This window comes from Bacillus sp. FJAT-27445, assembly GCF_001510665.1.
GTDB lineage: Bacteria > Bacillota > Bacilli > Bacillales > Cytobacillaceae > Bacillus_D.
In genome coordinates this window covers 203,786-216,120 of sequence record NZ_LMTI01000006.1, presented here as the reverse complement: position 1 = coordinate 216,120, position 12,335 = coordinate 203,786, and the positions used below count along the sequence as shown (strand labels likewise).

The following is a 12,335-nucleotide window of genomic DNA, read 5'->3' as shown; positions in this document are numbered from 1 at the left end:
ACCTCATGAAACCCTTCGAAACGGTCTTTAGAGGGAGCATTAAGACCGTTTCACCTTATGAATCTCTTCGAAACGGTCTTTAGAGGGAGCATTAAGACCGTTTCACCTCATGAAACCCTTCGAAACGGTCTTTAGAGGGAGCATTAAGACCGTTTCACCTCATGAATCCCTTCGAAACGGTCTTTAGAAGGGAGACGCAGGAGCGTGAGGAGAATAAGCAAGCGAGGAGTTAACGCTCCCGGCCATATTCATAAGAAGACCAGCGACGTTTACTTATTGAATCTAAATTTTTCTCTAGAACCCTCCTTATCCGCCTTTTTGCCACCGTCTCCCCACACCATTCGAAAATATCAGATGTAGTGATTATCCGGTCAGGGAACAACACCTTGTATTCCCACACATGCCGCATGACAGCAGCATCAACGATTTCTTTCCCCCCGCAAGTCCCACAGACACAATAGTGACCCTTCACCGCAACCAAAGTCGCCCCGCACAGCCCACAGAATAGCGCCTTCCGCAAGCCCTCATACTCATAAGCCGGGACATTTGAATACCGGGACTCCTCCTGGTGCAGCGACACCAACTGATCCGCCACCTTATAGTGGTTTTTATTCAATTTCGAAGTGCGCGCGTCAAACTTTTTAAAGAAGCGATTTAACTGGGAGTGATAGAGCATCGGTTCGGTGGGAGGTGCATTGAACAAGGTGAATTCGGGGTTGATAAAAACGGCGGTTGATTCAATGGGCAAAGAGTAGCCCCGGCCGTGGAGTGTATTGCGCAGCAGCGACTCATTGCGGCTCATCTGCAGAAGAGGGTTCGTCACATCTACATCAGGCAGCCTGATAATCCGTTTATCCTTTTCATCATAGGAATGGTCCCCATAGAGGTTTTTCACTTCAAACGGATAAAGCTTTTCCGGCGCCACGATAAGCGTGTCAATCTGGAACGTGGTGTTGTTATACTCGAACAGTAAATCATTCAAGACGAGGCAATCACTTTGAAGCTTGTCCGTCCATGTATCAAACATTACCTCTCCTTCATAACCCTTTTTTTGTTTGCGATAGTATTTCGCATCCTTTTCCGCCAAGGTCGACCTGGCATCCAGCTGCCTCAGCACGACCAAATCCTTTGGTTCCGCCCGCGGTTTGTACTGCATCTCCCACAACCTTTCTTGATTCATCAATTCTATTTTACAAAAGTTTCCTTATCCTTCGCCGAGCTTATGTGAATTTTTTGTGAAAAAAGACCAGCCACCGCGAATCGACAGTGGCTGGCTTTGAAATTGCTTTCGATAAAAGTTTGCATTCTGGATGATAAAACATGTCGAGCTCCTTTAAAGCGGCAAGCCAATTACGCCTCGACTTCCACGCCAACTGCTAAAAACTTTCGAATCCGATTGGCTGCTTCAGCGAGCCTTTCCGCTGGCTGAACGATGGCTATCCGGACGTACCCCTCGCCCTGCTGGCCGAACGCGTCGCCAGGTACGACCGCCACCCCCGCGTTATCCAACAGTTGAAATGCAAAATCGTGAGACGTCCAGCCTTCCGGGATTTTAGCCCAGACAAACATCGTGGCCGGGGATGATTTCACATGCCAGCCGCTCCGGTTCAAGCCTTCAATCAGCGTGTCCCGGCGGTGCTCGTAGATTTTCACCCGCTCGCCGAGGTCGGCATAATCCGAAGTGAGCGCTGCGACGGCCGCTTTTTGAATCGGCAGGAAAATTCCGTAGTCGATATGCGACTTGAACGCCGCGAGGATGCGGATCGCCTGCTCATTCCCGACCGCGTAGCCTATCCGGCAGCCCGCCATGTTAAATGTTTTCGAAAGGGAGTTAATCTCGATGCCGACCTCTTTCGCACCCTCAACCGACATGAAACTGATCTGCGGATGGTCGTCAAAAATCAGTTCGGAATAGGCAAAATCGTGCAGGACGAGAATCTCGTGTTTTTTCGCAAACGCCACGACTTTTTCAAAAAAGCGTCGGTCCGCCAAAGCGGGGACGGGATTTCCCGGATAGCTGAGGATCATCAGCTTCGCTTTCGCCGAAACCTCCGCCGGAATGTCCTCCAGTACAGGGAGGAAATCATTCTCCTCAAGAAGCGGCATTGGGTAAGCCTCGGCCCCGGCAATTTTCACACTCGCCTCGTAAATCGGGTAGCCCGGGTCAGGCACAAGTACATAATCGCCTGGATTTACAAGCGCAAGCGCCAAATGCGACAGCCCGTCCTGCGAGCCCATCAGCTGCAAAACTTCCTTTTCCGCAATAATATCCGCGTTATAGCGCTTCTTGTAAAAATAACTCACAGCCTCACTGAATTCCGCAGTCCCCTTCAGCGTGTAGCCATAATTCAGCGGGTCGCTGCTGTACTTCGCAATCGTCTCTGTGACTAGCGGGGAAGGCGGCAAATCAGGGCTTCCTACACTTAGGTCAATAACATCAATTCCCTGTTTCAGGAGCTCCTGCTTGCGGTTCGCAAGGTCAAGAAAAATTCCTGATGGCAGCTTTTCCAATACCGTCGATGGGGTAATCTTCATATGTAACTCTCCTTAATATGGAAATTTATTATTGTAAAATAGGCCACAATTGACAGTTAAGTGAATTTTAAAAATTATTTTAACAGTATAACACAGGATGTTTCAGTCTGCCGCTAAAAATTCCATAAGATTTCAGGGGATATTTTACCAAAAAAGCGGGGGGGTTTTAATGGAATTAAAAACAGCGCATGAACCCGTCCATGCGCCGCCCTTCATAAAAAATCACTCGCTCCCGTATCCATCCGGATTCAGCATCTGCCACTTCCATGCATCCCCGCACATTTCCTCGATTCCCCGAGCGGCGGTCCAGCCAAGTTCCCATTCCGCCTTTGACGGGTCCGCATAGCATATGGCTGCGTCGCCATGTCGGCGGTCGACAATCCGATACGGTATCCGCCTGCCTGAAGCCTTTTCGAAAGCGGCGACCAGTTCCAAGACGCTGTACCCCCTCCCCGTTCCAAGATTATATGCTTCCACTCCGGGGGAGGACATGACTTTCTCCAATGCCTTCAAGTGTCCCCGCGCCAAATCAACAACGTGGATATAATCCCTGATGCCAGTGCCATCGGCTGTCGGGTAGTCGTTGCCAAACACCTCGACCTCTTCCAATCTTCCGGCTGCGACCCTGCTGATATACGGCATCAAGTTTGCCGGCACGGAGCTATTTGGGTCCTCCCCAATCAAACCGCTTGGATGCGCCCCGACTGGATTGAAGTAACGCAGCAGCGCAATGCTCCACTCCTGATCGGCCGCATACAAATCTTGCAAAATCCTTTCAACCATCAGCTTTGACCTTCCGTATGGATTCACGGCCTGCAGCCTGGATTCCTCAAAGATGGGGACCCTTTCCGGATCACCGTAAACGGTAGCAGATGAGCTGAAAACAAGACTCTTCACCCTGTACTTTTCCATAAATGACAAGAGGTTCAAAGTGCCAGAAACATTGTTTTGATAATAATGAAGCGGCGCCCGAACGGATTCGCCGACCGCTTTTAACCCGGCAAAATGGATGACCGCTTCGACCGGATGGCTCAGAAACACTTCCTCCAGCTGCCCCGGCTCTGTGAGGTCCGCCTCATAAAACACAAACTCCTTCCCACTAATCTCGCGAATTCTTTTCAAAACTTCCGGCTTGCTGTTTGAAAAATTGTCGACAATCACGAGTTCGTAGCCGGCTTCCAGCAACTCCACGCATGTATGGCTCCCGATAAATCCTGCCCCGCCTGTAACCAAAATAGCCACCGAATTCCCCCCAAAAACAAACTACCTAAGTATATTCAGGCGGAAACAGGGCCATTCTTATAAACCGGCCTGCTTTGTAAAAGAATCCCACTTTTCCACAGTGACTTATTTTCACGGTGGGAATCATAGCACGGGCCGCAGCGCAATAAACTTTATCAGTACAGCTATCAATATGGCTGAAAATGTCTGAAGGACTGATGAAAATGGCGGGGACGAAAAAGAAACGGTTGCTGATCATTTCCCTCACAGCCCTGATCGCCCTTTTCCTGGCAGGAGGGGGCTATGCCTTTACGGTTTACAGCTCCTTATCAAAGGCTGCCGATACGATGCATGCGCCGATTGAACGCGTGAAATCGCCGAAGCGGGTCGAGCAGATTACGTTGGAGAAGCAGCAGCCCATTTCCGTTCTCCTGCTTGGAGTCGACGAGCGCGAGGGAGACCGCGGCCGGACCGACAGTATGATTGTGCTGACCGTGAACCCCAACCTCGGCTCTGTAAAAATGGTCAGTATTCCAAGAGATACACGGACCGTGATTGCCGGGCGGGGCTCCGAGGACAAAATCAACCACGCCTATGCATTTGGCGGGGTCGAGATGGCAATGGAAACGGTTGAACGTTTTCTCGATATACCGATTGATTATTATGTAAAAGTGAATATGGAAGGATTCAGCGGGCTGGTGGATGCGGTTGGCGGTGTCAGTGTCACAAATCCATTTCCCTTCTCGTATGGCGAGGACCAATTTCCAAAAGGGGAAATCACGCTCGACGGCGAATCGGCGTTGAACTACGCGAGGATGCGCTATGAGGACCCGCGGGGGGATTTCGGACGGCAGGAAAGGCAGCGTGCCATTATCAAGGCTGTTTTGGATAAGGGAGCGTCTATCTCATCGCTCACCAATTTTGATAAAATTTTCGCTGAATTGGGCCGGTCGGTAAAAACGAATCTTACCTTCGACCAGATGGTTGGCGTCGCCAAAGACTACAAAGCTGCCGCAAAAACCATCCAGCAAATCGAACTAAACGGAACGGGAACAAAAATCAACGCCATCTACTACTACCTCGTCCCGGACGAAGAAAAACAGCGCGTTCAAGTGGAATTGAAACAACACCTCGAATTATAAATAAGATTCCGATTCAGTGCCAGATCCCCTCACCGATTTTCGACAAAATTCGGGTAGTGACAGGCACTGTTCGCATTTTCCCCCCAAAAAAGAGGCGGACAGTGTAAGCTGTCCGCCCCTAGCCGAAATCAATAAAAATTCGCGATGCATTTGACGGCGTCGAGCCGTGCTTTGCTTGGTGTTTCGTAGTTTACTTTTTTCGGGTCGCGCTTGACGAACTGCCCGGCGCCGACCCGGAGTTCGTCTTTTTTAAAGCCATAAATCCGATACACTTCGCCTTTTTTCAGCGTCCTCACAAACTTGCCGTCATTGGACAAAAGAGGCGTATCCTCAAGGATGGTCAGACGGCCAAGTAGCCCCGGTACTAGTTCCCACTTATACTTGTCCCAGTAAATTTTCTGGCCCTTGTGGTACTGCAAACATGGCGTGCACACAGGCTTCGTCACGTACGCGGATGAGATGTACCCCACTTTTTTATCCAAGGTCATCACAGGAATCCAGACGAACTGGTTCCGGTTTGCTGAAGTATCGTACACGAAATCCCCTGTAACCGTCAGCGTTGAGAATTTCCCAGGCTTTTTTACCACCGGGAAACTTTTGCTCGGCCCTGACCTCAAAACCGCTTCGTCAATGGTCGTCGCAACCTTATCCCCTTTATTATAAAAATAAGCAGATGGATGTACCGTCCCGTCAATCTTATAGGCCATTGTCGGGAACTTAATATTCGCCGGACTATCAGGATTGTAGTCAAAATCGCTCGGCTCGAACTTTGGCTTCACCAACTTACCGCCGTTAAGCAGGCTGTCGTTTTCAATATTCCTGAACACCTTCTCCTGGTACGCATCTAGATTCGGCGCACCTGTCGCCTTAACAATCGGGCTGTTTACTGGCTTTGTCCCATTATAGGCCATGACCGCGAAATACCAGCTTTCGATGTCACGCCGAGTGGTGTTCGTGATTTTCGGAAGGTCCGTCCTGTTGTACATAGATGCGAGGATTTTTACACCTGATTCAATATTGTAATACACATCGTTTTTCAAGCTCTCCTGGTTCAAATCAGACTTGTTCGTAATCTGCATAATGCCGATTCCGCCATCCCATGAAATGACCGGCTCTCCGTTCGAATCAAACTGCTCCCATTTTCCGTTCTCCTGGATTGCGACTCCCTTCACCACTTCAGGCGGGACGTCGTATGCAATCGCCGCGCTCGTCAGCAGGCAGTTCGCGTGTTGGAAGGACGGGTTCTCATTCGGCTTCAACGCGCCAAACTTCGCGCACTTCGAGACCAATCCCGGCTGCTCAGCTGCGGAAGCATTTCCGTGATACAATCCAAGGGCAAGTAGTGTCAGGACTGCGGCTTTCAAAATCGTTTTCAACTCGTCACTGCTCCAATCTTTTAGTCTCATAAACTATCTTTTAATCTATCATACCTAAAAATACCAGAAATTCCAAATCCCTATCCACTGCTTACTTCCCCCGCAGCTTCTCAATATCCTCTTTTAAAATCTGATTTTCCTTTATTAACACGCTCTCCATATAAAAATAATCTTTCATAATCAAATCCATAAGCGCATCGACTTCTGTAGGGTCATACCCGCGAAGAATCTTCCTTTTAAATTCCTTTTCGTTGATCTGCCTTCCGCTTAACAAAAGATTCGAGTCATTTTTTTGCTGATGCTCGGGGAGCTCCCTTTCAAAAATCATATCAAGAAAATCTTTTGAATACGTGTAGGTTAATAGAATAGATTCCCCCGCCCCATTTTTCATTGTCAATTCAATAGCAGTCAAGTCAACACCGGGCTCTATATTCATGCTTTGAGTGTAAATATGTGTTGCGGTAAACCCCTGCCCAAGCCTCTTTTCATAGGCTTTGGCCAGCTTCGGGAAGTTCCCCACTGCAAGGTCAATCATCTCCTGAATCATCGGTGAACCTCCTAATCCTGTACATGTTCGTATCATTGCACAACTCCAGTCCGTTCCACTATAGGAAAATAAACCCACTCTATCTCTTAAAATAAATCAATCTCATCGCACAAAAAAGAGCAGCCCTGCCACCAGGTCCGCCCGCCAATTTATATAGATGCCCTCTCTTTTTTCCATCTATAAAATGTATAAAGCAATGTTGAAAAAGCGACTGCCACCCAGGTAACCATCAGCACAGATAAAAAGGAGGAGCCTTCTCCCTTAAAAAGATAAATAGAATGATAGCAAGTAAAATAGGAACCTGAATTAAGTTCCAAAGAAATTTCTTTTTATAACTCCAGCTCCAATAGGCCAAATCCCTTCCCCTTTTCCCAAGCCTACTTTTCAAAAACGACCAAATGATCATACACAAGCCAACCCTCTTTATTTTTCACAAAACAGATCGTCGTCGTTTGGTTGCCGCTCATTTCATCGAGATGGTATTGCGAAATAAACAAATACTCCGTACCATCCTTCTGGTAGCGCTCAACCGCCGGCTTCTTTGGCTCGTACTTCAGCTCCCAGTCGAGCGGGTACAGCGCCAGGCCCCAAATCTCCGTCTCAATCACATGGTACAGCTGATTCCCGCTGCTATCCTTCCCATCCGTCCTGAACTGCTGCTTAAAATACCGATCCACAAAACCACGGGTGAACGCCTGCTCCATAATTGCGTAAACCTGCGCTTTCGTGTAGCTTTTCTCCCACGAAACCCGCTGGACATCGTCCGCCCTGTCGGCAATCTTCCGTGCTTCCGCCTCGGACATCGGGAGGTAAATGCGCACATAATCGTCGGACACATAGCCGGTCCGCTTCCCGTATTTAATTTGCACCCAGCCGTTCTTCACCGAGGAAACAGGCACGCTCGCCTTGTTTTTCAAGGCCCCAATCTTCTTGTAAGCAAGCCCCGGCCCGCTCCTCACATTCAGCATGCCGCTCTTGATCTCCACAACACCCGTCTGCCCAGCCGCTTCAGCCTCAGTATGGCTGAATGGCCCGAAAAGCCCCAAAACGAAAACTAGCACTGTCAACCCGTTTACAACCGCTTTTTTGAAAATTGGCCAACGCCCCCATTTCTTCATCTGGCCCCCCGCCCCGGACGGTCCATTTTCTACTCACATACCCTCACTATATGCAAAAAACACAAAAACGAGAAAATCGTCCCAGTGGTGTATGAGCTGAATATTTTAAAAATGCTGTTATGAATATTGTTGCGTGATGAATTTGCATTGCAGCAATAACGAGGAAAAGAATTCTGGGGTAGTCTATAGAAAATTCAATGCCCACGGCCAAAAATCCTCCAGCGAAAAGCTCTAAAACCCCCAAAATAAAAGAACAAAATCCGCCAATAAAAATGCATAAAAGATACGTTTTAGAGGTGCATTTTTAAAGGAGCCTAGCAACTTGGCTGAGGCAAATTTTCCACCTTCGAAAAAGGAAGGAATTTACCGAATATTGTAGAAATTAGATTTGGGAGCGCTTATTTTTGAATGGGGTTATGCCGTAATAACTTTTTTAAAATGCAAGAGGATGGCTGGGCGGCCATCCACTCTTTGATGTTTTTTATAAAATTGTCTCCCCTAGGCAGAAATGTTTTTTTATATGCCTCCGGATTTCATTTCCTGCACCTTTAAGTCCATTAATAGGAATTTTCCATTAATCTTTTTAATTGTATACGTATTTTCGAATTCCTTTTCACTTGCATCATAGTTTTGATAAATCCTCCAAGATTCATATACCTTCACATTATATGCATCCGGTCCAATTCCCTTAACTTCCACGATGGAATACTCATTTAGGTATTCCCTAATATCTTTTTCATATAGGCCCACTACAAAGTCCGATTGCTGTTGATACAATTTACTTTTCGTATCAATGTAATCGGTAATATAATCCGGATCCCCGTAGCTAACCGCATCTTCAAACCCGGAAAGATACTTAGCCATTAAAGATGAAATTTCCTCCCGGGCTTGCTGCTCTTGAAGTTGTTTAGCATAAGCATCCGCAGCTTCCTTTGTTGAAGGCTGAAAAAAATACTCGTTTCCGTTATTTCGAATAATCAGTTCATCGCCTTGAAGGGAGTATGACTGATATTCGTCACCAACAGTTGCATAGATAGAGTCATAAGTTGCGTAATCGACATTGAGTTTCGCTTCGTGCCCATTCAAAAGATATTTCAGTTTCCCATCTTTCCCGATCTCCAAAAAGTAGGATCCTTCCTCGCCATCCAAACTCCATATACCTGCAATGTCATCGAGTTCTAGTGTATTTGTAAAGATCGTTCCTCGTTGGTAAAACACATTCGAATAACGGTCCAGGTCATCCGCAATAAGCTTTTTGTCTCCCATCTTTTCAATCACATACAACTTTTTCTCGGAAACATAGGCAATATTTTCAAAAAACAACTCAAACCCATCCAGATCGGAGGCGATTTTCTTTTCTCCAATATAGAGGTCCTTATCCTTTGTTTCGTATACAATCTCACCATCCTCGGTAAGCTCGTAATACTCAACTGACGAATTTACCTTTAGAGAGCCTTTTTTATCATCAAGTTTATAGAGCGCACTATCTTCATCTGCATAGTAAAGGATGCCTTTCTTTATTTGAAAATTCGCCACATCACTAGCCAGCTTCTTTGAGTCCTTATCTCCTGCTTTTTTCTTATACAAATTTCCATCAAAATTTAAATAATAATAATATCCGTTACTGAACTTGTAATTACGAATATCCGAAGCAATCTTGATTGGGGAACTTCCTTCTTTGATTTCCGATGAAAAAAGTTCATGGGAATCATCGTCTTCAACATTTAGGTAGATAAGATTGTTTCCAATCTTTTTAATAAGTTTAAAGCCAACCTCATTGCCTGTAATTTTAATGGGGTTTTCTTCCCCTGCCTTATAATAATATAGCGCTTGGTCCTCATTCAGGTATGCAATTTCATCCTGTCCATCAAGATTTACAAAATGGCTGCTATCTGTCGCTATTTCCTTTTCCTGTTTATCCGTCAGATGATACATGGATAAATCACCATCGTCGTCAATATAAACGACATATTCACCAATAATCTCATATTGGGCAACGTTAGAGGTAATCTTTTCTTTTTCCGACTCCCCCCGAAAAATATAGAGGTCTCCATCGTCTGATGTAAACGTAATAATTTCGCCCTTATTTTTCACTTCAAAATCAGCTACATCCTCAGCAAGCTTCGATTTCTCTTTTCCTTTTGTGTATTCGTATAATTCACCTTCATCATTTATGAAAAGAACCTTCTCTTTGTCATTTATGTACTGAACCGTTCCATACATCACGTTTGAAGAAATTTTTTCAGGTTCATTCTTGTCGCTTCGAATATACAGGCTACCAATACTGGCATCTTCTCCACTTAGAAGCTCATGCTTATAAAATAGAAAATCATTATGGATAACCTTAGGCTTTTCTTGGCTAAGGGCCTCTTTCTCGCTACAACCTGATAGAACAAACATAATTGCGAGTATAACTAACCGTAACCCTCTACTTATCTTTCTATTCATTCCAGCACCCCATATTTAGCAAAATAGCTTCCTAGCCTTTCAACTATTTACTTTAATAGTAAAAAGAACCAATTTTAGCTCTTTTATTATAGCAAAGAAAAATTTCGAAAATAAACTGAATTTGTAAATTTTTCTATATTTCCTTCTTATTTATTTCACCGCCACATAGGAACTTTGAGTGGAGCGTTGTCTCTCCCTGGTTCTTTATTACGGAATGATGCAATGGAAACGTCCCCTGCTTCACTGCTTCAAGACCCATCCCCTGCTTCATTTTTTTAAAAAAGATATCCCTTGACAGACAACCTTCGATTCCAGCATAATGAAAATTAAAACTTCGGAAAATTCAAAAAATGTATAGTGCAGAGCGTTGAGTAAGGCCAGTAGATGGAATACGGCGAAAGAGAGCGGGACCCACCGGCTGAAAGGTTCCGCAGCCCTCTGGACCATTGAACCTACCTTATGAGCTGCCAGGCAAACCTGGCCGCGTGTCCGGCGATACTGGATTTGAGTGAGCTTTTTTGGAAAAGTGGCTGGCCCGTTTAGGTGACCGGTTTTTTTACAAAAAGGCGAATAAAGGTGGTACCACGGAAGAATGGTCTTTCGTCCTTTGCGGATGAAGGGCCTTTTTGTATTTTTTAATTCATTTTACCGTCAGAAGCTGATGGCGATTTTTAAAAAAAGGAGGGGTTCCCATGGGGAAAGTGGTGTTTGTTGGAGCGGGTTCGATGGCGGAGGCGCTGATTGCTGGGATTGCCGCGAATGGGCTTGTGAAAAGTGAGGACCTCTGGGTGACGAACAGGCGCGACCAGGAACGCCTCAACGACCTTAGGGAAAAATATGGTGTGACGGTTACGTACGATAAGGAAACATTGTTTGAAGGTACCGAAGCGGTGATTTTGGCGATGAAGCCGAAGGACGCGCTGGCTGGATTGGAAAAAATCATGCCTCATTTGACTGGAAATATGCTAATCATCTCCGTACTCGCGGGGCTTTCAATCGGGACGATAGAACGGATGGCGGATAAAAAACTGTCGATCGTCCGTGCGATGCCAAATACTTCTGCGGCGATTGGAAAATCGGCCACAGCCCTCGCCTTCAACTCGCATGTTACCGCAGCGCAAGCGGACCAGGCGAAAGCGCTGTTTGAAACCGTTGGGTTTGCCGCGTTTGTCGAGGAAAGCCAGCTTGACGCGGTCACTGGATTGTCAGGCAGCGGCCCGGCATATATTTACTACCTCGTCGAAGCAATGGAAAACAGCGCAACCGAAATTGGCCTCGAACGGCACCTGGCCAAGGAGCTCATCGTCCAGACGCTGCTCGGTGCCGCGGAAATGCTGCGGACTTCCGAAAAGCCTTCCCGCCAGCTGCGGCACGAAGTCACCAGCCCCGGCGGCACAACCGAAGCTGGCATCCGCGTTCTTGAAAACAACCAGGTCCACGACTCACTTATCCAATGCATCAAAGAAGCCACCGCCCAGTCCCAAAGGCTTGGAAACATGCTCAGCCGCCAATTTGAGGTGGGGTGAGGCAGTGAGGCAGGGGACGTTTCCTCTGCCTCACCCTTTATGAATTTTTCAAAAAGAAAGCCCGCCAAGCCGTTTGCTTAGCGAGCCTTCACTTCTTTTACCAGAACTCATTCATAAAGAGCCTGTGTCCTTTAGTAACTCTTTGATAATTTTGATATCCTCTTCATATTCGACTTGATTGTCGTACATGTTCTCATAGACGACTGTTTCAGACGGCGTTTCCAGCTGGAGCTGCACATGCAAGTTTATGCTGGCCCCCGTGGTGCTGTCCTCATCGGCGATGGCCATCCCGTCAGGGCGAATTTCTTTCTCGTTAAAATGAATAACCGGTTGCCCTTCCGCCTCATTAACACGTGAGACAAATTCCGGAAGCGAAACATTGTCTGCCATGAAATCACCCCTTTCTAACGTTTTACCTTTCT

Annotated in this window: 10 protein-coding genes; 2 read left to right on the top strand and 8 right to left on the bottom strand. The window is 46.6% G+C overall.

The features are described 5' to 3' along the window. Positions 1–229 precede the first annotated feature (229 nt). From AR337_RS18470 to galE, 3 genes are all read right to left on the bottom strand, one after another. Positions 230–1,156, bottom strand: coding sequence for a nuclease-related domain-containing protein (locus AR337_RS18470; RefSeq protein ID WP_059173507.1), 927 nt, complete (start codon positions 1,154–1,156; stop codon positions 230–232). Between the two features lie 194 nt (positions 1,157–1,350). Then, the gene (locus AR337_RS18465) at positions 1,351–2,535 is read right to left on the bottom strand and encodes an LL-diaminopimelate aminotransferase (RefSeq protein WP_059173506.1); all 1,185 of its coding nucleotides are present in this window, start codon (positions 2,533–2,535) and stop codon (positions 1,351–1,353) included. Between the two features lie 222 nt (positions 2,536–2,757). Then, complete coding sequence (galE, locus tag AR337_RS18460; protein ID WP_059173505.1) at positions 2,758–3,777, bottom strand: UDP-glucose 4-epimerase GalE; 1,020 nt, start codon at positions 3,775–3,777, stop codon at positions 2,758–2,760. A gap of 197 nt (positions 3,778–3,974) precedes the next feature. Here galE and AR337_RS18455 point away from each other — a divergent pair, with 197 nt between their 5' ends. Next, positions 3,975–4,898 (top strand): LytR family transcriptional regulator, encoded by a 924-nt coding sequence (locus tag AR337_RS18455; RefSeq protein ID WP_059173504.1) that lies wholly within the window; start codon positions 3,975–3,977, stop codon positions 4,896–4,898. Between the two features lie 128 nt (positions 4,899–5,026). Here AR337_RS18455 and AR337_RS18450 read toward each other — a convergent pair whose 3' ends face one another. From AR337_RS18450 to AR337_RS18435, 4 genes are all read right to left on the bottom strand, one after another. Continuing rightward, on the bottom strand, positions 5,027–6,274 hold the full coding sequence (locus tag AR337_RS18450; RefSeq protein WP_253701931.1) for a transglycosylase SLT domain-containing protein: 1,248 nt from the start codon (positions 6,272–6,274) through the stop codon (positions 5,027–5,029). Between the two features lie 91 nt (positions 6,275–6,365). Further along, the gene (locus tag AR337_RS23655) at positions 6,366–6,821 is read right to left on the bottom strand and encodes a DivIVA domain-containing protein (protein ID WP_059173503.1); all 456 of its coding nucleotides are present in this window, start codon (positions 6,819–6,821) and stop codon (positions 6,366–6,368) included. Between the two features lie 377 nt (positions 6,822–7,198). After that, positions 7,199–7,939, bottom strand: a complete 741-nt coding sequence (locus AR337_RS18440) for an SH3 domain-containing protein (protein WP_059173502.1) — start codon at positions 7,937–7,939, stop codon at positions 7,199–7,201. A 516-nt stretch (positions 7,940–8,455) separates the two neighbouring features. Continuing rightward, on the bottom strand, positions 8,456–10,387 hold the full coding sequence (locus AR337_RS18435) for a hypothetical protein (protein WP_156424450.1): 1,932 nt from the start codon (positions 10,385–10,387) through the stop codon (positions 8,456–8,458). A 692-nt stretch (positions 10,388–11,079) separates the two neighbouring features. Between AR337_RS18435 and proC the strand changes: the two genes are divergently transcribed. Then, positions 11,080–11,913: a pyrroline-5-carboxylate reductase gene (gene proC, locus AR337_RS18425; RefSeq protein ID WP_059173499.1), complete on the top strand. Its 834-nt coding sequence runs from the start codon at positions 11,080–11,082 to the stop codon at positions 11,911–11,913. Positions 11,914–12,024: 111 nt separating this feature from the next. Here proC and AR337_RS18420 read toward each other — a convergent pair whose 3' ends face one another. Beyond that, complete coding sequence (locus tag AR337_RS18420; protein WP_059173498.1) at positions 12,025–12,303, bottom strand: hypothetical protein; 279 nt, start codon at positions 12,301–12,303, stop codon at positions 12,025–12,027. Positions 12,304–12,335: the final 32 nt, after the last annotated feature.